The following is a 21,952-nucleotide window of genomic DNA, read 5'->3' as shown; positions in this document are numbered from 1 at the left end:
GTACGGACACCGCCCCTCCCGGCCGAGAGGCGGGACATCATTCCTGGTCACACGGTGAGGTGATGGCGACGTCCGTGGGTGTGCCTAGACTCGGCCACATGAGCACCGACGCATCTGCACCCCAGCCAGCCACCGCCTCGGCGACGGCCCCCGACCCGCAGCTGCACGCAGCAGCCCTGGAGGTGCTGCGCGAGCTCACCGGCCGGGCTGACGCGCAGTTCCATCCCGGCCAGTTCGAGGCGATCGCAGCGCTGGTCGCCGAGCGCCGGCGCGCGCTCGTCGTCCAGCGCACCGGCTGGGGCAAATCAGCCGTCTACTTCGTCGCCGCGACCCTGCTGCGCCGGGCCGGGCGCGGGCCCTCGCTCATCATTTCCCCGCTGCTGGCGCTCATGCGCGACCAGGTCGCAGCCGCCGAACGCGCAGGCGTGCGCGCGGTGACGATGAACTCCTCCAACGCCGAGGCGTGGGACCAGGTGCGTGCCGACCTGGCCGCCGGTGCCGTCGACGTGCTGCTCATCTCGCCCGAACGGCTGGCCAACCCGTCCTTCCGCTCCGAGGTACTGCCTGGGCTCATGGCCGATCTCGGGATGATCGTCATCGACGAGGCCCACTGCATCTCCGACTGGGGCCACGACTTCCGGCCCGACTACCGGCGCATCGGCTCGATCCTGGCAGAGCTGCCCGGATCGATCCCGGTGCTGGCGACGACGGCGACTGCGAACTCCCGGGTCGTCGACGATGTCGCCGAGCAGCTCGGCCACGATGCGCTCGTCATCCGCGGGCAGCTCGCCCGCGACTCCCTGCGCCTAGGTGTGATGGCCAAGTCCGAACCGGCCCGCCGGCTCGCCTGGCTGTGCGAGCACCTCGGCGACTTCACTGGCTCGGGCATCATCTACACCCTCACCGTCGCCGCCGCCCAGGACGCGGCCCGGGCGCTGGCCCAGGCTGGGTGGAATGTCGCGGCATACACCGGTGCTTCGGATGCTGATGAGCGGGCGGCGATGGAGGCTGCGCTCAAGGCCAATGAGGTCAAGGCGCTCGTGGCGACCTCGGCACTCGGGATGGGCTTCGACAAACCGGATCTGGGGTTCGTCATCCACTTCGGCGCCCCGTCCTCACCGGTGGCCTACTACCAGCAGGTCGGCCGTGCCGGGCGCGCGACAGATTCAGCTGATGTGCTGCTCATGCCCGGGCCGGAGGACGAACGGATCTGGGAGTACTTCGCCACCGCCTCGATGCCCGATGAGCAGACCGCCGCCGCGGTGCTGGCTAGCCTCAGCGCCGAGGAGCCGATGTCGATTCCGGCGCTTGAGACCGTCGTGGGGGAAAAGCGGGCGAGGCTCGAGCTGCTGCTCAAGATCCTGCAGGTCGACGGGGCCGTCGACCGGGTGCGCGGCGGATTCGTCACCACCGGGGCCGGCTGGACCTACGACGCCCAGCGCTACGCCGCAGTCGCTGCCACGCGCACCCGTGAGGCCCATGCGATGCGCGAGTACGAGCGCACGCAGATGTGCCGGATGCGCTATCTCACCGGCCAGCTCGATGACGACACGACCGGTGACTGCGGCCGCTGCGACACCTGTGCCGGCCCGTGGTTCTCCACCGAGGTCAGCGACTCCGGTCTGCAGTCTGCCGGCAGCCAGCTGGCAGGCGTCGGACTGCCGGTCGCTGCTCGCGCCCAATGGCCGACCGGCCTGGACCGCCTCGGCATCGAACTGCGCGGCAAGATCGCCCCGGCTGAACGGCCGGCCGAAGGACGGGTCATCGCCCGGCTCACCGACCTGGGAATCGGCCAGCGCCTGGCCGAGACCTTCAGCACCGGGCAGGTCGACGCACCGGTGCCCGAGGCGATCGGCCAGGCTGCGGTGAGGGTGCTTACCGACTGGGACTGGCAGTCCCGACCCGAGGTGGTGATCTCGGTGCCGAATACGCTGCGGCCGGTCTTCACCCGCTCCCTGACAGCCGGGCTCGCCGCGGTGGGTCAGATGCAGGACATCGGCGAGTTCGAGCTGCTGCGCGATCCCGGCTCACCTGACGTCAACTCCGCGTTCCGGGTCAAGAACCTCTCCGGGGCATTCCGGCTGACAGACGAGCAGGCAGCTGCCGTGCAGGGAAAGACAGTGCTGCTCGTCGACGCGCTCATCGTCTCCCGCTGGACGATGACAGTCCTCGCCCGCGAACTGCTGCGCGCCGGGGCGGCTGCCGTGCTGCCGTTCGCTGCCGCCCAGCAGGCCTAGCGGACGCGGTAGCGCATGAAGCTCGGCGCGGCTGCCGCAGCGATGAGCACACCAATGATGACGAGCACACCACCACCAGCAGTCGCCCAGGTGGTGCCGATGCCGGTGGCGACATAGCCGTGCAGCACATCGGCGATGCGCGGGCCACCGGCGACCACGACGATGAACACACCCTGCAGCCGGCCGCGGACTGCATCGTCGGCGGCCTGCTGGAGGATCGTCTGGCGGAATGCCGCCGAGACGACATCGGCCACACCACCGATGGCTAGGAATACGACAGCCCCGATGAGCGCGAGCTTCCACCAGTGACCGGCTGCCGGCAGGACCAATCCGAGCCCGGTCATCGCCGCGCCCCAGACGAGGATGCAGATGACGACGGCCCGGCCATGCCGGTTGACCCGTGAGACCCAGCCGGAGAAGATCCCGCCGAGCAGCGCGCCCAGCGGCATCGCAGCCGAGAGCACCGCGAAGACCACACCACCGGAGCTCGGGCCGCCGAATGTCTCGTGAGCGATCTGCGGGAACAGCGCCCGGGGCATGCCGAAGACCATCGCGATGATGTCGACGACGAAGCTCATGAGCAGCACCGGGGCTGTGATGAGATAGGCGAAACCGTCGACGACACTGCGCACCCCAGCCCGGCGCTTCCCCGAGCCTGCCGCATCGTCTGCGCGCTGCGGCGGCAGGGACGGCAGCTTCCAGATCGCCCACACGGATACGAGCAGCGCCAGTGCGTCGAAGAGGTAGAGGAACGAGAAGCCGATGACCGGGATGAGCATCCCGCCGACCAGCGGGCCGACGACGGCGCCGAAGGTCATGAGCGTCATGTTGAGCGCATTGGCTGCCGGCAGCTGGTCACCGGGCAGGATCGCCGGCAGGATCGCGCTGCGGGCCGGCTGGTTGAGTGCGAAGAACATCTGCTGGATCGCATAGACGCTCAACAGCAGCCACACATTCGTCGACCCGAGAGCCGAGAGCAGGAAGAGCCCGAAGCTGGCTGCGACGAGGCCGCAGCCGGAGCCGAGCATGAGGATGCGCCGGTCCATGACATCAGCCAGCGCACCGCCGTAGAGACCGAAGATCACCAGCGGGACGAGCCCGAACAGTCCAGCCAAGCCGACATAACTCGACTGCCCGGTCAGGGCATACAGCTGGGCGGGGATGGCGACGATCGTGACCTGTGCACCGATGACGGTGACGATGTTCGCCGACCACAGCCGCCGGAACGTCGGCGTGCGCAGCGGCCGGGTATCGGCCAGCAGATCCTTGAGAGCCACTGCCTCAGTCTAGGGGCAGATCAGACGGGTCAGCGTTCGCGCCGCAGACGACCACGGTGACCTGCTCGCCGGGGGTCGGCCGGTAGGCACCCGAGAGCAGCGCAGCCAGAGCTGTCGCCCCGCCGGGTTCGGCGGCGATGCGGGTCTGGCGCCACAGCCACGTGCGCGCCTCCCCGATCGCTGCGTCGGTGACGAGCACCGGTGCCAATGCGTTCTGGCAGGCGACAGCGAAGCAGATCTCGCCGATCGTGCTGGCCCCAAGCGAATCGGCTGCCACGCCGCTGGGGCTGATCGGTGTGCGCTCGCCGTTCTCCAGCGCCGTGTGCAGGGCCGCACACGTCTCCGGTTCGACCGGCACGACGTTGGCATCGGATCCGAACCAGGCGGCGATCCCGCCGACGAGGCCACCACCGCCGGTGGCCACAAGCACCGTCGGGACCTCCGCCTCGGCGCCGGTGCCGGTCCGTTCTGCGGTGCCTGTCTGGTCCTTGGTGCGGCTGCGCAGCTGTGCGTCGAGTTCCAGCCCGAGGGTGCCCTGGCCGGTGACGGTGGCAGGGGAGTCGTAGGCGTGCAGGGCCCGCGCGCCGGGCTGGGCGGCGGCCTCCTGGCTGGCGGCGAACGCATCGGCATAGACCTCACCGGTGACGGTGACCTCAGCACCCATTGCTCGAAGCCGGGAGACCTTCGCCTCTGGGGCGGTTGAGGGGACGAAGATGCGGGCCGGGATGCCGAGTACGGAGGTGACATGTGCGACGGCCAGGCCGTGATTGCCACCGGAGGCGGCTACGAGGCTCTTCGGCGCCTCGGCGGCGGTGAGCGCACCGGTGAAGGCGCCGCGGGGTTTGAAGCTGCCGGTGTGCTGGAAGAGCTCGAGCTTGAGCGTCACCGGCGTGCCGTCGGGCAGGGTGATGTCGAGCAGCGGGGTACGGCGGATATGGCTGCTGATGAGCGAATGCGCGGCGGTGATCTCGTCACGCGTGGGAACGATCGACATGCCGGCCAGTCTAGCGGCGGCGAGTCAGTCGCTCAGCCCATCTGCGGTGGCCGGTTGAGCTGGAAGGTCGCCCCTTCTGGATCCGTCACCGTCGCCAGCCGGCCGAAGGGGGTGTCCATCGGCCCGTCGAGCACCTGGCCGCCGGCAGCCGTGAGCCGCTCAGCTTTCCCGTCAACGTCATCGGTGGAGAAGTACACGCGCCACATCGATGTCTCGAACCATTCGGCGGCATCGCACAGCCCGGCAGTGGCCGGCTCGCCTGGATGGTTCGTGCAGTATGCGGCAGAAGCGGATTCTCCGAACGGGGTCGGCTGCCAGCCGAGCACCGCGGCGTAGAACGACAGCGCGTCGTGGTAGCGGGCGCTCATGAGCTCGAACCACACCGGCAGCCCGGCCGTGACCGGGGTGCCGGCGCTGGTGGCCCCGCCGGCGAGGTGCTCGAAGCCGGAGAAACCCGCCGCCTGCCACAGGCCGAAGACGGCCCCGTCGGGGTCGGCGAGCACGGCCATCGAACCGAGCTCACCGACCGGCATCGGCTCGACAACGACGGTGCCGCCGGACTGTCCGGCGGTGCGGGCGGCGGCGTCGATGTCGTCGGTGTGCAAGTAGATCGTCCAGCTCGTCGGCATCTGCGCATCGGGTGTGCCGTCGGGTGCCATCGCCAGCATGAAGCCGGCGACCGGGTGGCCCTCGGCATTGGAGGCGATGGTGTAGTGGCCGAAGTCGGGGCCCTGGTCGTCGAAAGTCCAGCCGAACAGGTCAGTGTAGACCTTGCGCATCGCCGCGGGGTTCTGGTGGGTGTGGTCGATCCAGATGGGCCGGCCGGTTGAGGCGGTCATGGCAGTCTCCTCACGGGTGCGCTGACCGGCGGGAGCCGGCCGCGCCCGTTCAAGTTACTGCTGCGGGCTCACCGGCGACAGGAGATCGGGAGGACTCAGCGCTGATTCTCAGCCGCGGAGTCCTCTGTTTCACCGGCTGCTTTGGCGCGCTTGGATTCGGTGTGCACGCTCTTGGCTGTCGACCACACGACGATGCCGACGATGATCGCCAGCGAGATCCACATGGCGTAGCGGTCGATGACCTGGATGACGTCGACGGCGGCCTGCCCGAGGTTGTAGCCCAGGGCCGTCCAGACTGCGGTCATGGCTGCCGCACCGGAGATCTGGGCGGTGAGGAACAACGGCAGCGACATCCGGGAGTAGCCGGCGACCAGCCACACGATGGTGCCGGGGATGCCGGGCACCCGGGAGATGAAGACGAAGATGAACAGCAGCCAGGCCGGCAGGTTCTTCAGCTTGCTGAACCGCTTGCGCTGGCGTTCGGACTGGGCGAAAAGATTGACCGCGCCATCGCCCCAGCGACGGCCGGCCAGCCAGAACATCCAGTCGAACTTCGCCATGCCGATCAGACCGGCAATGAACACGAGGGTCAGAGACAGCTCGCCGATCCCGGCGTAGGCGCCGGCACCGACGATCGCGGACTTCGCGCCGGTGAGGAACTCCAGCAGCACCGGGTGGCTGGCGATGAGCTGCGGGCGGAAGGGCAGCAGCACGAGGTAGAACAGCGGCACCCCGAACACGCCGACGAGCAGCAGCTTGTCGACGATCGTGGCCTCGCCTTCCCACGGAGCGAGGTCCTTGAACGACTGCGGCTGGGCAGGGGGTGCCTCAGCGCGGTCCTGCGGGCGCTCGGCCGGCGCCTCGGTCTCGGGCTCACGGCGGTGGTGGGGGAGCGGGTGCTGCTCGTCGGTCATGGCGTCAAGAGTAGCCGGGCATACCCGGCGATGACAGCCGAGCACGTCAGAGACGGGAAGACAAAGAGAAAGGGCCGGGAGGATCGCGCTGATCCTCCCGGCCCTTCCGGCCGGTCACACGCCGAGGCGTGTGCGCGGTGGCATGTCAGTGGCGCGGGTCGCCTTCGCCTGCCGAGTTCGGCATGTTCTGGGCGCCGCCGGGCACACCGGGGGTGCCGGAGGCGCCTTCGACGAAGCGCTGGTCGGCGACGACGTTCTGCTGGCCCTGGGCGATGAGGTCGCGGATCTCGGCGAGCAGCTCCTCGCTGGTCGGGGGAACTTCCTCCTCCGGGGCGCCGCGCTTGCGCAGCTCGTTGATCTTGTTCATCGGCATGATGATGACGAAGTAGACGACGGCTGCGACGATGAGGAAGTTGATGAGGGCGGTGATGACCGCACCGATGTCAACCTTTGTCGCTTCTACGCCTTCACGCAGGTAGAACGACAGTGCAGGTGACTCGGGCGAGCCGATGGCGGCGATGAGCGGGTTGATGATCTTGTCGGAGATCGCGGTGACGATGGCCGTGAAGGCACCGCCGATGATGACTGCGGTCGCCAGTTCGATGACGTTGCCGCGCAGAATGAAGTCTCTGAAGCCCTTGAGCATAGTCATGTCCTTTCCAGACCCGGCAGCCTGACCGCGAAGACGCGCTCATCAGCTGCCCTATGTACCTTCCGATCATAACCCGACCGCTCATATGAGCGGCGGATTGCAGGCCTGTCATCAGCACAAAGTCTTGGAAACCGGTCAGTTGAGCACCGCGAAGCTCAGCGCGCTGCCGGCGATATCGGCGAGTGCTGCCGCCTCGTCCGAGTGCACCCTGAGCACCACGACTGTCGAGCGATCGAGCGGTGAGCTGCCGGCGTCTGCCTGTCGAATCGACTCGACGACTGCGTCCTCGACGATTGCCGGGCCGCGCCGCAGTCCGGTCATCGGGTCGCCGTCGTCTCCGGCAGGTTCGCTGCCGGTGCCGGCAGCGAAGACCCGCACATGGTGTCCTGCGCGCAGCACCTGTGCGGCCGCGGCGTCGCCGACCTCCACCGGCAGGGCGACCATGCCCTCGGGCAGCGGCTCAGTGCGCGGGGTGAGAATCGTGTGCTCGGTGATGACCGCCCCGGCCGCCACCTCGGCGGTCGCTGTCGCCCCGACGACGGTCGCAGTGTCGGTCAGCGCGCCCTCGGGTACGAGGTCCGGTGGGAAGCGTTTGAGCGACACATCGGCTGCGGTCAGCTCGGTTCCGGCGCTGATCGGCCCGCTGGCCACGAGCACGTGCGTGCCGCCGGTGCGTGGAATGAGCAGCCACACCGCCAGCATCGTCGCCACCGCCAGTGCGGCCGCCCCGAGGATCCGGCGGCGCCTCAGAGCTGTGCGGGCGTGCACCGCCGCCGAGGCGGTACTCGCTTGAGGTTCGCGGGAGCTGGCTGGCTGCCGGGTGAGGCGTGTGAGAAGCGAGAGGACCATGCGCTGAGTCTGACCGGCGCGCACACCCCGGCAGGCAGCTCAGCGCAGGCTGTGGACAGCGATCTGCCTCCCATCCACAACCGCATCTGGGGATGTCAGCCGCGCTGACCAGTGCAGATACCCAGGCAACCAGGACCCCGACCGGTGGTCATGACGCGGAGGTCGCTGCCGTCTTCGACGAGGCGGTGCTGCTCGATGCACCGGCTGAGGCTGTGCTGGCCGCACTGCTGGAGGACGAAGCTGAGGAATCCGCAGACGAAGCTGAGGAGTCAGCAGACGAAGCTGAGGAAGATCCGGAATCGCCACCGGCCGAGCCTGCCGAGCCGTTGCTGGCCGACCCGCTGCCGGCAGTCGCGCCGTGGTCGTTGCGGTAGAAGCCCGAGCCCTTGAAGCTCACGCCGATCGAGCCGAAGACCTTCCGCAGTCGTCCCCGGCACTGCGGGCATTCGGTGAGCGCATCATCGGTGAACGCCTGATGGATGTCGAAGGCGTTGGAGCACTCGGTGCAGCGGTAGGCGTAGGTGGGCACAGCAGACCTCTCTCACGGGCGGAAATCCGTCAAGAAGTATAGCCCTACTCGCATGCGCTCGCGCCGGCGCCTCCGGTCACCGGGTGCAGGCCGGTTTCGGTCGCGATCGCCGAGACCGCAAGATCCCACTCCTCACGCCTGACCTCTGACAGCACTTCGTCTGCGTAGCAGACGCCGATGACGTCCACCGCCGCCGAGGCCGCGGGCACCTGCCCCTGCGGTCCGAAGGTCCGATCGTAGAACCCGGCCCCGTTGCCCAGCCGGGCGCCAGCGGGGCCGTAGGCCAATCCCGGCACGAACACGACGCCCACCGGCGGGTGATCGGCGGTGCCGGCCACCGCCTCGGGCGCGGTGAGCACCGGCTCGGGTTCGCGGATCTGCCACCTGCCCACCCGGGGCAGGCGTTCCATCGCAGTGTCCAGCCGGCCGAAGCACAGCGGCTGCCCCGGGGTGGTGACCGGCAGGTAGACCGTCCGGCCGCGCGCACGCAGGTCATCCAGGAGCGCATCGAGGTTCGGCTCGCCGGCCAGGGCGGCGTAGGCGAGGATCGCACCTTCGCCGGGCACACAGCCGGCCAGCACCTCGGCGAAGACGGCAGCGGCCCCGTCACGGGTGCGGCGACCAGCGCGGATGCGGGTGCGCAGCGCGGCTTTGGCGGCCGCGTTCGAGGTGTCGGTCACTGCCCTCACTCCTATGCGTACACTGAGGATATGACTGAGAATAGCAACGCAGCTGTGACCAAGGCCGTCATCCCCGTGGCCGGGCTGGGCACCCGCTTCCTGCCGGCGACGAAGGCCACCCCGAAGGAGATGCTGCCGGTTGTCGACAAGCCGGCCATCCAGTACGTCGTCGAAGAGGCCGTGCATGCTGGCCTCAACGACATTCTCATGATCACCGGGCGCAACAAGCGCCCGCTGGAGGACCACTTCGACCGCGTCGACGGACTCGAGCGCGCCCTGGAGAAGAAGGGCGATACGAAGAAGCTCGCCGCCGTCCAGCACTCCTCGGAACTCGCCGACATCCACTACGTCCGCCAGGGCGATCCGCTCGGCCTCGGCCACGCGGTGCTCAAGAGCGAACTGCACGTCGGCAACGAGCCCTTCGCCGTGCTCCTCGGCGATGACCTCATCGACGAATCGAACCCGATCCTCGAATCGATGATCGCGGTCCAGCAGGCCACCGGCGGCAGCGTCGTCGCACTCATGGAGGTCCCGCACGAAGACGTCGGCCTCTACGGTTGCGCGGCCGTCGAGGAGGTCGACATCGACGGCGCGGTGCGCATCACCGGCCTAGTCGAGAAGCCCGACCCGTCCGAGGCGCCGAGCAACCTGGCGATCATCGGCCGCTACGTGCTGGCCCCGGAGATCTTCCCCGTCCTGCGCAACACCCCGCCGGGACGCGGCAACGAGATCCAGCTGACCGACGCACTGCAGACCCTGGCCGCCGACCCGGACTCCAACGGCGTCTACGGCGTCGTGTTCTCCGGCGACCGCTACGACACCGGCGACAAGATCAGCTACCTCAAGGCCGTCATCACGCTCGCCGGGCGCCGCGACGACCTCGGAGACGAACTCAACGGCTGGCTGCGCGAATACGTCGCCGGCCTCGACAGCTGAGCGATCTGATGACCGGACTGTTCGGCAGCGCTGCCGGCGGGTCCCAGGCCGCCGAGACCTACGGCGCGCTCGTCATCGCTGCCGGCCGGTCCCGCCCCTTGATGGGCCGGAAGGTGACAGCCGCTGCCGAGGCGGCGGAGACGATGCTCGATGAGTACGGTTTCGACGTCGAGACCACCGCCGCCGAGGTGGGCGAGGCGCTGCACGAGCGGCTCGCCGGCCTCGGCGGTCCTGATGCCCGGGCCCGGCTCGTCGTCATCGTCGGACGGCTGGGAGTCGGCTGCGGCCGTGACCTCGCCGCTGACGTCGGTGAGGCACTTGACCATTCGGTGCCGGGACTGGCCCAGTCGATCCGCCGCGCCCAACTCGATGCCGGATACTCCCGGTCGGTGTTCGAGTCCCCGGCCTGCGGCTGGATCGGCGGCACCCTCGTGCTCACCCTGCCCGATGACGTCACCGGCGTGCAGGCGGCCATCCAGGAGGTCGGGGCGATCATCCTCGATGTGCTCGACGAACTGCGCGACGACGACGAGGAGGCAGGCGGCGATGACACCGGTGGTGGTGCTGTCATCCACGATCTGCGCCCGAAGGTCGTCCCGCTGAACCGCAGCCCCGACTACGACCCACAGTATCCGTGAGCTCCTACTGGCCGGTTGAGCTGCGCGAGGGCGAGCTGTTGCTGCGCCCGCTGACCCGCCGCGACGCCAAGGACTACGCCGAGGTGCGCGCCCGCAACCACGCCTGGCTGAGCCCCTGGGAGGCCACCGACCCGCGCGGCGGGGAGCCTGCGGACTTCCACCACCTGCGCCGGCTGCTCCACCGGCAGGCGAAGACCGGCAGGCTGTTGCCCTTCGTCATCGACATCGGCGGCCGGCTGCGCGGCCAGCTCACGGTCTCCGGGTTCCAGTGGAGCTCGCTCATGAGCGCCCAGCTCGGCTACTGGCTCGACGAGCAGCTCGCCGGCCGCGGCCACACCCCGACCGCCGTCGCGCTGGCCACCGACTACTGCTTCACCACGCTGGGGCTGCACCGGATGGAGATCAACATCCGCCCGGAGAACTCTGCCAGCCTGCGCGTGGTCGAGAAGCTCGGCTTCCGCTATGAGGGACGTCGCGAACGCTATATGCACATCAACGGTGCCTGGGCTGACCACGTGAGCTTCGCGCTGCTGCGCGAAGACGTCCCCTTCGGGCTGCTCGACTACTGGCGGCGCACCCGCGCGGAGAACCGGCCGGACCCCTGAGGGGCAGTTTCTCGACACACCCGCCGTGATCCGATCGTGACAGTCGCTGCGGCCATACAGTTGTCGTGTGGAGGCAAGCATCACGGTACTCATCGCACTCGTCGTGCTCTTCGCGTTCACGTTGCCGGCAATCCTGCGGCGAACGGATCGCGCAGTGGCACAGCGCGAGCTCAGCGAGGTGCCCGAAACCGCTGAGATCTGCCAGCTCCCGGCCGCCGAACCGTGCACTGAGGAGCCGGCCCGCCCTGAGCTCTTCACCGCCTCCACCCCCGCCTCCCGCTACGCCCCGCCACCCGGTGTCGAGGTCGTGACCGAACCTGCGCAGTTGAGCCTGCGCCGCCCCGCCCCGGCGCTGTCCGTCATCGACGGCGGAGCCGAAGACACCGCCGTCGAAGCCGAAACCGCAGAAGCTGAGGCCGCAGAGGCTGAGACTGCGGAGGCCGAGTACATCGAGCTTCCGCTGGCTGCCGGCCAGTCCCTTGCACTGACACAGCTGCACACCTCCGCGCAGACGACGACGCTGCGCGACCGCCGCCCCGACAACCACCTGGATGCCATGATGACGAACACACCCGACGCCGGATCTTCCCCGACGCACCGTGGCCGCCCGGCTGCCATGCCAGCTCACCTGCGTCGTCACCACGACACCGCCCGCACGCAGGCCGCCACCGGTGCACGCCGACCCGCCGGCCCCGGTGCTGGAGCCGCCCGCCCCGGTGTGGGAGCCGCCCGCCCCGGTGCGGGGACCGGCAGCCACCGCCCCCGAGGCGGTGCACCGCAGGCAGGCAGCGCCCACTCGGCCCGCCGGCCGGCTCCGGAGATCGACGGGCAGACCGCAGAGAAGATCGCCGGCATCCGCTCGATCATCCCGATGGTCTCCGTGGTGTTCCTCGGCATGCTCGCCGCCACCCTCGTCACCGCCGTGCTCGCCGCCTTCAGCGTCGTGCCGTGGGCGGTGCCCCTGCTGACGGCACTCATCACAGCCGGCTCCGTCGTGCTCGTCGGCTCACTCAACAAGCGTGTGCGCACCCTGCGCCGTGAGGCAGCCGCACCGGCCGCACACACGGCACGCAGCTACGAACCTGCACGCGGCACGGAACGCCGGGCCGCGCAACCGGCCCAGCAGCGCCGCACCGCTGAGGTCGTCTCCGCGCGCCGCGCCCACGCCGCCGAGGTCCTCGACAGCTCCGAGCCCAGCCAGCCCCCCTCGGTGCCGGCCAGCTCACAGGCCCGCCGCTTCCCGCGCCACATCCTCGACATCGACGAGACCCCGGCTGCCGAGAAGACGACCGCAGACGACACCGCCGCCGAGCCAGCGACCGCTGCAGCCCCGACGCCAGCACCAGCTCCAGCACCGGCCGAGGCCGCCGAAACCGGGGCGCCGGCTGACACATCGGTCGAGGACCAGGCTGCCGAGGCCGTGCAGGACGATGAGGACTCGAACACCGAGCACGACACGACCGTCATCGTCTCCCGCACCACTGAGGCCGCCCTGTCGCTGAGCTTCGGGCCGAAGCCGGCGAAGGACAAGGACAGCGCCGCGGCCGGCGAGACCGCCGAAACCGAGGCCGCCGAGTCTGAGGCCGAGGTTGAGGCCGAGGCCGCTTCCGAGGACGAGCCCGCAGCGACCGTGGGCACCGATCCCTTCGCCCAGCGTCTGCAGGCCACCGGCTGGAAGCCCAGCCCGCTGCCGAAGCCGACCTACGTCGATGCCCCGGTCGTCGAACGCGATCAGCCTGAGCCGGTCGTTGCCGATGCCACCTCGTTCACCCTCGAGCCGCAGTCGAAGGAATCCCTGGCAGAGATGTTCGCTGCCGAGCTCGGCTACCGGCCCGAGCTCCAGGACGCTGCCCGCGACGAGGACGCCGAGTCCGGCCCGCTGTCCCACGGCCGCACCGCGATCCGCTTCAAGGCCACCGGCACCGACTCCGGTGCTGGGGTTGCGAGCATCGACGACGTGCTCGCCCGCCGCCGCGCCTGAACCACGCTCGGTCTGAAATCTTCGGTCTGGAATCGGTGCGCCGCGACCTGCGTGCGTCATTGCGCGTGGTTCACTGGCCGCTGTGAGGTTACTTTGACACGTGGCTCGTGCGCGACTATCGTAAAGACTAATAGTCCCCCCGCTGCCTCTCACCGTATCGGTGATGCACCCTGCGGGGGTCCTCTTTTGTCAGGACTTATTACGTGATCGTTCCTCCTTTCCTCACGCTCGAACAACAGGTGGATTATCTATATGAGCGTGAGTACTTCAGTCGCGGCACGATCTCCGAAGACCACAAGCAACGTTTGGCGCATCTCAACTTTCACTACTTTCTCGGTTATGCGCGCAACTATCGAGCGCTGGTCGGACGCGGAACTATTGAAAGGTCTCTGAAAGCACCTGACGATGTCCTACGAGTCGTCGATTACGACATGCGCGTCTCGACCGCCCTGCACAGCGCTCTTCGTGCGGTTGAATGGCGATTGAGGGCGTCGGCGGTTCGGCATTACTGCCAGAAGTTTGACCCAGCCGCCTCATTCCTCTCACCCAGGCAGTTCCGGGAGACTGAGCCGGGCAGTGCGAACCTCATCGTGCAGAACGTTCTCATGCATATCTTTCGCCATGACGAGCCCTACGTGAAGGACCGTCTACGAGAGATCGCAGAGGTGAGGGGCGTAGCGGTGCCCAAGTCATATGAAAAGGCAAGTCATGAGCTGTGTGTTGAGCTTGCGAGTGTCTTACCTCTATGGGCCGTCATCGACAGCTTCAGCCTGGGTCTTCTGGGCCATTTCATCATGTGTTGTGACACCGATAGAGAAGAGTCGGTGTGGCGAGAAGTAGCGAATGACCTCGGCATTAGTGCCAGGGTCTTCGAAACCCAGATCAAGTCCTTGGCCTACCTTCGTAACCTAGTGGCACATCACGCGCGGCTTTGGCGCAGGCCGACGGTCGACAGTCCTAGAGCGCCTAAGATCTTCAAGGCTCGATTGCGTGATACCGACAACAAGTCGATGTACTGGGCCTTTCTGAACTTGGCTACTTTCCTGCCTTCCGATATACGAATGAAGTTTGCGGATGAACTCGATGCTCTTGTGAAAGAAGACGACTTGTACCATTACGGCGTCACCCGTGTGGGGGCTTGATGCTTTCAGGGGTGCGGCATCGCGGTTGATTGCTTGCCTGCGGAATGTGCCTGCATCGTGACACCGCGTAGGCATGACCGTCCGACACAGCTCAAATAACAAGAAGAGGGCCCCGAACCGACCGGTTCGGGGCCCTCAGCAATGTGCCGGCTGGCATCAGCCAGCTCGCCTATCAGCTGCGCGGGGTCGTGACGTACTTGACCTCGAGGAACTCGTCGATGCCGACCTGTCCGCCCTCACGGCCGAGACCGGAGTGCTTGACACCGCCGAACGGCGCACCCGGGTTCGACACAAGACCGGTGTTGAGGCCGATCATGCCGCACTCGAGCTGCTCGGAGAGCTTCATACCGCGGGCGAGGTTCTCGGTGAAGAGGTAGCCGGAGAGGCCGAAGTCGGTCTCGTTGGCCATCTCGATGGCCTCTTCGTCGGTCTCGAAGGTGAAGATCGGGGCGACGGGCCCGAAGATCTCCTCCTTGCGGATGTCGGAGTCCTCCGAGACGTTCGTCAGCACAGTCGGTTCGTAGAAGTAGCCGGGACCGTCGACCTTGCTGCCGCCAGTGAGGACCTTCGCACCCTTCTCGACGGCGTCGTCGACGAGGCTGGCGACCTTGTCGCGGGCCTTCTCCTCGACGAGCGGGCCGATCTTGTTGTTCTCATCCAGGCCGTTGCCGATCGTCATCTTGCCCATCTCATCGGCCAGTCGCTGAGCGAACTCATCAGCCAGCGAGGTGTGGACGAAGAAGCGGTTGGCAGCGGTGCAGGCCTCGCCGATGTTGCGCATCTTGGCCAGCAGCGCGCCTTCGACGGCCTTGTCGAGATCCGCGTCCTCGCACACGACGAACGGGGCGTTGCCGCCGAGCTCCATCGAAGACTTCATGACGTTCTGCGCGGCCTGCTCCAGCAGTCCGACACCGACCTCGGTCGAACCGGTGAAGGTGACCTTGCGGGCGATGTTCGACTCCATCCACGGGGTCACGACCCGGCGGGCGGAGTTCGAGGTGACGACGTTGAGCACACCAGCGGGCAGGCCGGCGTCCTTGAGCGCCTCAACAAGCATGAGCGAGGTGAGCGGGGTGAGCTTCGCGGGCTTGAACACCATCGTGCAGCCGGCCGCGATCGCCGGGCCGATCTTGCGGGTGCCCATCGCCAGCGGGAAGTTCCACGGGGTCACGAGCACCGACGGGCCGACCGGCTCGCGGGAGACCATGATGCGGTTCTTGCCATCGGTGGACTGCATGAAGTTACCGGAGACGCGCACGGCCTCCTCGGCGAACCAGCGGAAGAACTCAGCACCGTAGGCGACCTCGCCGCGGGCCTCGGCAATGCCCTTGCCCATCTCGGCGGTCATCACCGTGGCGATGTCCTCCTGACGCTCGATGAGCAGCTCATAGGCCCTGCGCAGGATCTCGCCGCGCTCACGCGGGGGCACGGCAGCCCATTCGGCCTGCTTCTCACCGGCGACCCGGATCGCCTCCTCGGCATCGGCTGCCGAACCGTCGGCGACAGTCGCGATGACCTCACCGGTGGCCGGGTTCTCCACGTCGATGGTCTTGCCGCCTTCGGCCTCGCGCCATTCGCCGTTGATGAAGAGACCGGTGTTGACCTTGTCCAGAATGGGCTGGATGTCCATGTTCGCCTCCTTGAGAAACGAGAGTTCGTATGAAACTGCGGGGTTCCGCTGCCAGTCTAGACCGCGGCCGCACATTGTGAAGCCGGGCTGAGCGCACATGAGACACCGCAGCGCTGACCGGCGATAGAGCCGGTCAGCTGGGGCGGGGAATCAGGCGAGGTGGTCCTGCCACTGCGGGTGCTTGCCGACGTAGCGTTCGACATACGAGCACGTCGGGCGGATCCGGAAGCCGGCAGCGACGGAGTCGGTGAGTGCATAGTCGACGATCGCGCCGGCCAGCCCGCGTCCGCCCCATGCAGGGGAGACGACGGTGTGGTCGAAGTCGCGGATGCCCCCGGCACCGGCCTCACCGGACTGGTGGTAGTCGGCGAACCCGATCTGCTCGCCGTCATGGCTGATGGTGTACCGGCTGGCCTCTGCATCGTGGGCCAGGGTGAAGGTCTCGGAGTCGACGGTGATGTCCATGTGCGTCCTTTCATCGGCCTGCCGGCAGCCGGCTGGGAGTCCCGACCGCCTCGGAAACGGCAGTGTCCTCACCGCACGACCCTACTCCCGTCATGCGAGCGGCCCGAACGCGGGACGATCTGCCCGCTAGGCTGGTGGGTGAACGCCGCAGGCCCAACCCGGGAGGACCCATGAAGATCATCGACGGTGACACGATTCTCGCCCACATGGATTACGGACAGGCGATTGAGGCGCTGCGCAATGCGCTCACCGGTGACTTCGACCCTGCGAACGACGCGGCCCGGGTGTCGGCTGAGCTCAGCCGCGGCGAATTCCTCTTCATGCCCGCCGAACTCGGCCGCTACTGCGGGTTCAAGGCCCTGACCGTCACTCCGGACAACCCCGATGACGGGCATCCGCGCATCCAAGGCAGCTACCTGCTGCTCGACTCCTACAACCACACCACGCTCGCCTACCTCGACGGGATCGCCATCACGAACATCCGCACCCCAGCCGTCTCGCTGGCCGGCGTCAAGGATGTCATCGAGGAGCGGTTCCCCGACGGTGTGCGCCTGGCGCTCTACGGAGTCGGCCCGCAGGCCCTGCCGCACGTCGACGCCACCGCGGCGGTCACACAGATCCACGACGTCAAGGTCGGCGTCAAGAGCCTGGAGCGTGCCGATGAGGTGCTCGCCGGCTTGGCTGACCGCGGGCTGAGCGGCTCACCGATCCTCTCCGGCAGCGAAGGCGCCGAGCAGGCACTGGCCGACTGCGACCTCATCATCACCGCGACCTCGGCCTCCGAGCCGCTGTTCAATGCCGCGAGCATCCGCAAGGACGCGATCGTCGTGGCGATCGGCTCCCACTCCCCGGACTGCCGTGAGCTGCCGGCTGAGCTGCTCGGCCGCGGCACCGTCATCGTCGAAGCGAAGCACACCGCCGAGGCCGAATGCGGCGATCTCGTGCTGGCGATCGCGGAGAACGAGCTGACGATCGATGACGTCGTGACCTTCCGCGACGTCGTGTGCAAGGGCACCGAGATCCTCGACCCGGACAAGCCGGTCGTGTTCAAGACCTCCGGCATGTCGTGGGAGGACCTCGCGATCGCCTCGGCCGTGTACGAGGCGCTCGAACGGTGACGACACCGGCAGGAGAGGCCTTCGCCCCCGTGCAGGTGGGCGAGGCCGACATCCCCGACTGGGTGGCGCTCATCGAGTCCGCCTACCGCGGGAACGCCTCGCGGGCGGGCTGGACGACCGAGGCCGATCTGCTCGACGGGCAGCGCCTCGATTCGCAGCTGGCCGCCGAGACGCTGGCCGAACCCGGCACTGTCGTGTTCCTCGTGCGCTCACCTGATGGGACGCCGCTGGCGACCGTGCAGCTCGTCGAGCGCGATGACGCGTGTGCCTACCTCGGCATGTTCGCCGTCGCCCCGGCCGCGCAGGGCACCGGCACCGGTTCGAAGCTCATGGCCTGGGCCGAGGCGTGGGTCAAGGAGAACTGGGACGCCGCCCGGATCCGGATGAGCGTCATCCGGCAGCGCACCGAACTCATCGCCTACTACGAGCGCCGCGGCTATGCGCCGACCGGCGAAGTCGAGCCGTTCCCCTATGGGGACGAGCGCTTCGGCATCCCCAAGCGCGACGACCTGGAATTCTCGATCCTGGAGAAGCGGCTCGGCTGAGGGCTGAGGGGCCTCAACCGATCGCGACGCGTTCGCGGTTCCGGCCCATTGGCCGGCTGCGGGCGGCGAGCGTGTGGATGATGATGCCGGCGATGAGTGCGGCCAGGGCCAGCCATGCGGCAGCCGGCATCGGCTCGCCGAGCACGATCGTGCCCATGAGGGTTGCGACGATGAGCTGGACGAGCATGACGATCGCCGCCACCGGCGCGGCGATGCGTGTGACCGTGGTGAAGAACAGCGGATAGGCGACGAGGAACGTCAGCGTCGTCGTCCCGAATACCGAGGTGCCGCCGGTCGACAGACGCTTCGACGAAATCGTCATGAGTGCGTGTGCGGCAGCGGCAGTGACGGCCAGGCACACGCCGATGACCCACACCTCGGAGGCGGTCGCTCCGTTCGTCAGCCCGACGACACAGGCCATGGTGACCAGCGGCGGGATCATCGTCAGCCAGCCGGCGTCGTGATGCGCACATGCTTTGTCCGCCTAACCCTGTACAGGTACACTTGATGTGTCAAGGGTTAGGAGGCTCGGATGCGAATACGCGAACTTGGGCCAGCCTTCACGCTCGGGGACGCTCGCGCGGCGGGTCTCACCAAGGATCAGGTGTACTCCTTGCTCGATCGCGACGAGATCGAACGGGTGGGGCGGGGAGTCTATGTGTGTCCCGACGTCCTTCAGCCTGCGCTCACCGTGCTTGCTGCGGCAACCGCGCTTCGTCACGACGCGACACTATGTCTGACGAGCGCTCTTGTGCACCACGAGCTCAGCGACGCGATCCCGTTCGGTTCCGACATAGCGCTGCCGCGCGGAACTCACCAGCCCGCCGGCCTCTCGAATGTGAGCTGGCATAGCTTCGACCCGGCTACTTTCGCGATCGGACGTGAATATGCAGACGCGGGAGGAGGAGCCAGGGTTGCGATCTACTCCGCAGAGCGGACCATCGTTGACGCTTTTCGGCTCATGCACCAAGAAGGCAGCGACGTTGCGTATGAGTCGCTTCGACGCTGGCTGCGACAGCGAGGCAACACGCCAGCAGGTCTGCTGAAGGTTGCGGGCTCGTTCCCGAAGGCGCTCCCTCGGATCCGTCACGCTTTGGAGGTGCTCCTGTGACTCCGCCAACGCCCTCCAGAGATACCCCAGCGGGGCGCGCGTACAACGACCTCCGTAATCTCGCCAGGCGGCAGAACCGTGACCCAGCGGAGTACATCACCCTGTACGCGCTGGAAGGCTTCTTAGCCCGACTTGCCTCGTCCGAATCTGCCACAGACTTCGTCCTTAAAGGTGGCGTGCTCATGGCGGCCTTTGCTGATCGGCGACCAACCAGGGATATCGACTTCGCGGCGCGAGGGTTCACCAACGATATCCCCGAGGTTGAAAGACGCGTCATAAGCATCCTTGCCGTTCGCCGCGATGACGGGCTCGAGTTCGATCTCGATTCCGTCAACGGAGAGCGGATCCGTGATGAAGCCGACTACAACGGTGTGCGAGTCACAGTGACCGCACAGTTGGCGACCGCGCAGGTTGCGCTGCATATCGACGTGAACTTCGGGGACCCTATCTGGCCTGCACCCGCAGAGGCGGTCCTGCCGCTCCTATTGGGCGGCACGCTGCGCCTCCTGGGATACCCGGACCACATGGTTCTCGCAGAGAAGATCGTCACCGCCCTCGAAAGAGGAGAGCAGAACACCCGTTGGCGAGACTTCACGGATATCGCCGCCATTGCCCGCTCCCGAGTCGTCTCAGGTGCGGATCTACAGGAAGCAATCGGTGTTGTCGCCCGCTACCGGCAGGTTGAGCTGGAACCGCTTGGTCCGCTGCTGTCTCAGATGCCAGCATTCGCACAGCGCAAGTGGCAAGTCTGGCGAAAGAAGCAGAGGATCGAGCAGTCGACCCCAGTGAGATTCGCAGACCTGCTCGCAACATGTTTGGACTTCGTCGAGCCGGTCCTCGCAGGCAATACAGACCGATTGCATTGGAACTTTTCTTCTCAAGCCTGGGAAGAACCAACGTCGGTAAGTATTGAGCGTGCACTGAATAGTTCGTCGAGCCTCATTGAAGGGGAGAAGACCAGTGAACGAACAGGTACGGACTCGGCTGAGAATGGCTATAGATGACAGCGTGTGCGGCGCGAGGGCCAGCGGATCATGCGGCGCTTGATTCGAGCGGCTGCCCGTTCCGATCTGCCTCCCGGCTTTGACCGTGACCGGTGCGCTGAACTGCGTGTCGCCTCTATCGCCAGCCCGTAGTCGACTTCAGCTCATCGCGACGCGTTCGCGGTTCCGGCGCATCGGCAGGCTGCGGGCGGCGAGCGTGTGGATGATGATGCCGGCGATGAGTGCGGCCAGGGCCAGCCATGCGGCAGCCGGCATCGGCTCGCCGAGCACGATCGTGCCCATGAGGGTCGCGACGATGAGCTGGACGAGCATGACGATCGCCGCCACCGGCGCGGCGATGCGCTTGACTCCGGCGAAGAACAGCGGATAGGCAACCACCGAGGCGAAAACGGCCAGCACGGCCAGGCAGCCGATGACCGCCCACGGCCGGTCCGTGTGGCCGAGGAATCCGTTGGCTGCTGCGAACGGGGTGAGGGCGACCGAGGCGATGAGGAAGGTCAGCGTCGTCGTGCCGAACACCGAGGTGCCGCCGGTCGACAGGCGCTTCGACGAAATCGTCATGAGTGCGTGTGCTGCGGCGGCGGTGACGGCCAGGCACACGCCGATGACCGACACCTCGGCGGCGGTCGCTCCGTTCGTCAGCCCGACGACGCAGGCCATGGCGACCAGCGGCGGGATCATCGTCAGCCAGCCGGCGAGGTTGAGACGGGTGCGCAGCAGCGGCATCGACAGCACCGCCATCGCCACCGGGCTCACGGCCAGCGGCACGATCGTGCCGAGGCCGGCGCCGAGGGAGGCGACCGAGGCGTACATGAGCGACTGGGCGGCCGCGAGCGCCGAGCCGATGATGATGAGGGCGAAGCCGTGCCGGTGCATGATCGCCAGCAGGCTCGGCTCACCGCCGTGACGCTCAGGTGAGAAGACGCGGCGGGCCTCATAGGCAAGGGCGAGGATGATGCCGGCGGCGAGGAACCGCCAGAACGTCACGGTGGCAGCCGACATCGTCGAGATCGCGAAGATGAAGCCGGCGACACCGGCGCCGACTCCCCAGGTGGCAGCACCAGCAGCGACCGAGGCGACACCGGCCCAGTCGGTGCGCTCACCGACCGCCGTGGCAGGTGAGACCGGCAGGCGGGAAGCAGGCGTGAGCGTGTGCTGTGCAGGGGAGTGGACCATGAGGCTCATGGTAGGAGAAATCGGTTGGCACGCGATTGCCGCTATTGCCCTTCAGCCGAGAATCTTGGCATGATTCACTCATGGATACCATCGATCGCGCTATCATCGACCACCTGGCTCTGGACGGGCGGCTGAATAACACCGAACTGGCCGACCGGGTCGGCCTCACCCCGTCGCCGTGCCTGCGCCGGGTCCGTCGGCTCGAAGCCGAGGGCATCATCACCGGCTATCACGCCCGCATCGACCCGGCGGCGATCGACCGGGCGTGTGAGGTCATCGTCCACGTCGACATGGGCACAAAGACCAAGCAGATCGCCGAGACCTTCGAAGGTGAGCTCATCGACTGCGATGAGGTCATCGAGCTGCGCCGCATGTTCGGCAACCCCGACTACCTCGTGCGCATCGCCGTGAAGGACTTGGAGGCCGCCGAGCACTTCATCTCCCAGGTGCTCACCGCCATCGAGGGTGTCGAGCGGGTCAGCTCCCACATCACGATGAAGGTCCTCAAAGCCCCGCTGTGAATCCCGCCTACCGCGATGTGACCCAACGCACCGGGCGTGCGTCCCATGTGCGACGATTGAGGGCAGAAGGCGGATCCGCTCAGCGCTGAGCCGGTCCGCTGACATTCCG

The 21,952-nt window shown here is 67.4% G+C and carries 23 protein-coding genes and 1 pseudogene; 12 read left to right on the top strand and 12 right to left on the bottom strand.

The genetic code is table 11. The annotated features are described in order from the left end of the window. Positions 1 to 98: 98 nt before the first annotated feature. Positions 99 to 2,237: a RecQ family ATP-dependent DNA helicase gene (locus B4E96_RS07175; protein ID WP_286956972.1), complete on the top strand. Its 2,139-nt coding sequence runs from the start codon at positions 99 to 101 to the stop codon at positions 2,235 to 2,237. On the opposite strand, the gene B4E96_RS07170 is transcribed toward B4E96_RS07175, so the two are convergent. The 6 genes from B4E96_RS07170 to B4E96_RS07145 all read right to left on the bottom strand — a co-directional run bounded on the left by B4E96_RS07170 (position 2,234) and on the right by B4E96_RS07145 (position 7,762). After that, positions 2,234 to 3,514, bottom strand: coding sequence for an MFS transporter (locus B4E96_RS07170; RefSeq protein ID WP_286956971.1), 1,281 nt, complete (start codon positions 3,512 to 3,514; stop codon positions 2,234 to 2,236). The genes B4E96_RS07175 and B4E96_RS07170 overlap by 4 nt on opposite strands. A gap of 4 nt (positions 3,515 to 3,518) precedes the next feature. Then, positions 3,519 to 4,508 (bottom strand): threonine/serine dehydratase, encoded by a 990-nt coding sequence (locus B4E96_RS07165; protein ID WP_286956969.1) that lies wholly within the window; start codon positions 4,506 to 4,508, stop codon positions 3,519 to 3,521. A 32-nt stretch (positions 4,509 to 4,540) separates the two neighbouring features. Next, complete coding sequence (locus B4E96_RS07160) at positions 4,541 to 5,347, bottom strand: VOC family protein (protein ID WP_286956968.1); 807 nt, start codon at positions 5,345 to 5,347, stop codon at positions 4,541 to 4,543. Between the two features lie 95 nt (positions 5,348 to 5,442). Further along, a complete protein-coding gene (locus B4E96_RS07155) occupies positions 5,443 to 6,261 on the bottom strand; it encodes a DedA family protein (protein ID WP_259834378.1) in 819 nt (272 codons plus the stop codon). A gap of 145 nt (positions 6,262 to 6,406) precedes the next feature. Continuing rightward, entirely contained in the window at positions 6,407 to 6,907 is a 501-nt protein-coding gene (mscL, locus tag B4E96_RS07150; RefSeq protein ID WP_259834546.1) for a large conductance mechanosensitive channel protein MscL, read from the bottom strand. 141 nt (positions 6,908 to 7,048) lie between these two features. Continuing rightward, entirely contained in the window at positions 7,049 to 7,762 is a 714-nt protein-coding gene (locus tag B4E96_RS07145) for an SAF domain-containing protein (protein WP_286956967.1), read from the bottom strand. A gap of 92 nt (positions 7,763 to 7,854) precedes the next feature. Between B4E96_RS07145 and B4E96_RS13320 the strand changes: the two genes are divergently transcribed. Continuing rightward, on the top strand, positions 7,855 to 8,136 hold the full coding sequence (locus B4E96_RS13320; protein ID WP_349680646.1) for a hypothetical protein: 282 nt from the start codon (positions 7,855 to 7,857) through the stop codon (positions 8,134 to 8,136). Positions 8,137 to 8,150: 14 nt separating this feature from the next. On the opposite strand, the pseudogene B4E96_RS13315 reads toward B4E96_RS13320, so the two are convergent. Together B4E96_RS13315 and B4E96_RS07135 are read right to left on the bottom strand one after the other, a co-directional pair. After that, positions 8,151 to 8,291, bottom strand: a pseudogene (locus B4E96_RS13315) (FmdB family zinc ribbon protein); the annotation flags it as partial. A gap of 44 nt (positions 8,292 to 8,335) precedes the next feature. Continuing rightward, positions 8,336 to 8,971, bottom strand: coding sequence for a 5-formyltetrahydrofolate cyclo-ligase (locus B4E96_RS07135; RefSeq protein ID WP_286956965.1), 636 nt, complete (start codon positions 8,969 to 8,971; stop codon positions 8,336 to 8,338). Positions 8,972 to 9,001: 30 nt separating this feature from the next. On the opposite strand from B4E96_RS07135, the gene galU reads away from it, so the two are divergent. The 5 genes from galU to B4E96_RS07110 all read left to right on the top strand — a co-directional run bounded on the left by galU (position 9,002) and on the right by B4E96_RS07110 (position 14,273). After that, positions 9,002 to 9,907, top strand: a complete 906-nt coding sequence (gene galU / locus B4E96_RS07130; protein ID WP_102161915.1) for a UTP--glucose-1-phosphate uridylyltransferase GalU — start codon at positions 9,002 to 9,004, stop codon at positions 9,905 to 9,907. Between the two features lie 8 nt (positions 9,908 to 9,915). Further along, positions 9,916 to 10,545 (top strand): hypothetical protein, encoded by a 630-nt coding sequence (locus B4E96_RS07125; RefSeq protein ID WP_286956964.1) that lies wholly within the window; start codon positions 9,916 to 9,918, stop codon positions 10,543 to 10,545. Then, positions 10,542 to 11,150 carry a GNAT family N-acetyltransferase gene (locus B4E96_RS07120; protein WP_259834399.1) on the top strand — a complete coding sequence of 203 codons (609 nt, stop codon included), beginning with the start codon at positions 10,542 to 10,544 and terminating at the stop codon, positions 11,148 to 11,150. Before B4E96_RS07125 ends, B4E96_RS07120 begins: the two co-directional genes overlap by 4 nt. Before the next feature lie 67 nt (positions 11,151 to 11,217). Further along, positions 11,218 to 13,131, top strand: coding sequence for a hypothetical protein (locus tag B4E96_RS07115; RefSeq protein ID WP_286956963.1), 1,914 nt, complete (start codon positions 11,218 to 11,220; stop codon positions 13,129 to 13,131). 203 nt (positions 13,132 to 13,334) lie between these two features. Continuing rightward, positions 13,335 to 14,273: an Abi family protein gene (locus B4E96_RS07110; RefSeq protein WP_286956962.1), complete on the top strand. Its 939-nt coding sequence runs from the start codon at positions 13,335 to 13,337 to the stop codon at positions 14,271 to 14,273. 172 nt (positions 14,274 to 14,445) lie between these two features. Here the strand turns inward: B4E96_RS07110 and B4E96_RS07105 are convergent, their stop codons facing one another. Beyond that, positions 14,446 to 15,903 carry an NAD-dependent succinate-semialdehyde dehydrogenase gene (locus B4E96_RS07105; RefSeq protein ID WP_286956960.1) on the bottom strand — a complete coding sequence of 486 codons (1,458 nt, stop codon included), beginning with the start codon at positions 15,901 to 15,903 and terminating at the stop codon, positions 14,446 to 14,448. A 150-nt stretch (positions 15,904 to 16,053) separates the two neighbouring features. Next, positions 16,054 to 16,368 carry a GNAT family N-acetyltransferase gene (locus tag B4E96_RS07100; protein ID WP_286956959.1) on the bottom strand — a complete coding sequence of 105 codons (315 nt, stop codon included), beginning with the start codon at positions 16,366 to 16,368 and terminating at the stop codon, positions 16,054 to 16,056. Between the two features lie 170 nt (positions 16,369 to 16,538). Between B4E96_RS07100 and B4E96_RS07095 the strand changes: the two genes are divergently transcribed. Together B4E96_RS07095 and B4E96_RS07090 are read left to right on the top strand one after the other, a co-directional pair. After that, on the top strand, positions 16,539 to 17,486 hold the full coding sequence (locus B4E96_RS07095) for an ornithine cyclodeaminase family protein (RefSeq protein ID WP_286956958.1): 948 nt from the start codon (positions 16,539 to 16,541) through the stop codon (positions 17,484 to 17,486). Next, positions 17,483 to 18,031 (top strand): GNAT family N-acetyltransferase, encoded by a 549-nt coding sequence (locus B4E96_RS07090; RefSeq protein WP_286956956.1) that lies wholly within the window; start codon positions 17,483 to 17,485, stop codon positions 18,029 to 18,031. Before B4E96_RS07095 ends, B4E96_RS07090 begins: the two co-directional genes overlap by 4 nt. Positions 18,032 to 18,044: 13 nt before the next feature. On the opposite strand, the gene B4E96_RS07085 is transcribed toward B4E96_RS07090, so the two are convergent. Beyond that, on the bottom strand, positions 18,045 to 18,473 hold the full coding sequence (locus tag B4E96_RS07085) for a hypothetical protein (protein WP_286956954.1): 429 nt from the start codon (positions 18,471 to 18,473) through the stop codon (positions 18,045 to 18,047). A 90-nt stretch (positions 18,474 to 18,563) separates the two neighbouring features. Here B4E96_RS07085 and B4E96_RS07080 point away from each other — a divergent pair, with 90 nt between their 5' ends. Both B4E96_RS07080 and B4E96_RS07075 read left to right on the top strand, forming a co-directional pair. After that, a complete protein-coding gene (locus tag B4E96_RS07080) occupies positions 18,564 to 19,142 on the top strand; it encodes a type IV toxin-antitoxin system AbiEi family antitoxin domain-containing protein (protein ID WP_286956953.1) in 579 nt (192 codons plus the stop codon). Further along, positions 19,139 to 20,146, top strand: a complete 1,008-nt coding sequence (locus B4E96_RS07075) for a nucleotidyl transferase AbiEii/AbiGii toxin family protein (protein ID WP_286956952.1) — start codon at positions 19,139 to 19,141, stop codon at positions 20,144 to 20,146. Before B4E96_RS07080 ends, B4E96_RS07075 begins: the two co-directional genes overlap by 4 nt. Before the next feature lie 138 nt (positions 20,147 to 20,284). Here the strand turns inward: B4E96_RS07075 and B4E96_RS07070 are convergent, their stop codons facing one another. Next, complete coding sequence (locus B4E96_RS07070; protein ID WP_259855566.1) at positions 20,285 to 21,322, bottom strand: DMT family transporter; 1,038 nt, start codon at positions 21,320 to 21,322, stop codon at positions 20,285 to 20,287. A gap of 80 nt (positions 21,323 to 21,402) precedes the next feature. Here B4E96_RS07070 and B4E96_RS07065 point away from each other — a divergent pair, with 80 nt between their 5' ends. Further along, positions 21,403 to 21,843, top strand: coding sequence for an Lrp/AsnC family transcriptional regulator (locus tag B4E96_RS07065; RefSeq protein ID WP_259855568.1), 441 nt, complete (start codon positions 21,403 to 21,405; stop codon positions 21,841 to 21,843). Positions 21,844 to 21,952 lie beyond the last annotated feature (109 nt).

The organism is Brevibacterium sp. UBA7493 (assembly GCF_002479565.1).
In the GTDB taxonomy this organism is placed as follows: domain Bacteria; phylum Actinomycetota; class Actinomycetes; order Actinomycetales; family Brevibacteriaceae; genus Brevibacterium; species Brevibacterium luteolum.
The sequence above is the reverse complement of the archived record's forward strand: the minus strand, read 5'-3'. Positions and strand labels throughout refer to the sequence as shown.

Coding starts and splice junctions, on each gene's coding strand:
- B4E96_RS07175 (WP_286956972.1), top strand. CDS start 99: ATGAGCACCGACGCATCTGCACCCCAGCCAGCCACCGCCTCGGCGACG.
- B4E96_RS07165 (WP_286956969.1), bottom strand. CDS start 4,508: ATGTCGATCGTTCCCACGCGTGACGAGATCACCGCCGCGCATTCGCTC.
- B4E96_RS07160 (WP_286956968.1), bottom strand. CDS start 5,347: ATGACCGCCTCAACCGGCCGGCCCATCTGGATCGACCACACCCACCAG.
- B4E96_RS07155 (WP_259834378.1), bottom strand. CDS start 6,261: ATGACCGACGAGCAGCACCCGCTCCCCCACCACCGCCGTGAGCCCGAG.
- mscL (WP_259834546.1), bottom strand. CDS start 6,907: ATGCTCAAGGGCTTCAGAGACTTCATTCTGCGCGGCAACGTCATCGAA.
- B4E96_RS07145 (WP_286956967.1), bottom strand. CDS start 7,762: ATGGTCCTCTCGCTTCTCACACGCCTCACCCGGCAGCCAGCCAGCTCC.
- B4E96_RS13320 (WP_349680646.1), top strand. CDS start 7,855: ATGTCAGCCGCGCTGACCAGTGCAGATACCCAGGCAACCAGGACCCCG.
- galU (WP_102161915.1), top strand. CDS start 9,002: ATGACTGAGAATAGCAACGCAGCTGTGACCAAGGCCGTCATCCCCGTG.
- B4E96_RS07125 (WP_286956964.1), top strand. CDS start 9,916: ATGACCGGACTGTTCGGCAGCGCTGCCGGCGGGTCCCAGGCCGCCGAG.
- B4E96_RS07105 (WP_286956960.1), bottom strand. CDS start 15,903: ATGGACATCCAGCCCATTCTGGACAAGGTCAACACCGGTCTCTTCATC.
- B4E96_RS07100 (WP_286956959.1), bottom strand. CDS start 16,368: ATGGACATCACCGTCGACTCCGAGACCTTCACCCTGGCCCACGATGCA.
- B4E96_RS07095 (WP_286956958.1), top strand. CDS start 16,539: ATGAAGATCATCGACGGTGACACGATTCTCGCCCACATGGATTACGGA.
- B4E96_RS07085 (WP_286956954.1), bottom strand. CDS start 18,473: ATGATCCCGCCGCTGGTCACCATGGCCTGTGTCGTCGGGCTGACGAAC.
- B4E96_RS07080 (WP_286956953.1), top strand. CDS start 18,564: ATGCGAATACGCGAACTTGGGCCAGCCTTCACGCTCGGGGACGCTCGC.
- B4E96_RS07070 (WP_259855566.1), bottom strand. CDS start 21,322: ATGGTCCACTCCCCTGCACAGCACACGCTCACGCCTGCTTCCCGCCTG.
- B4E96_RS07065 (WP_259855568.1), top strand. CDS start 21,403: ATGGATACCATCGATCGCGCTATCATCGACCACCTGGCTCTGGACGGG.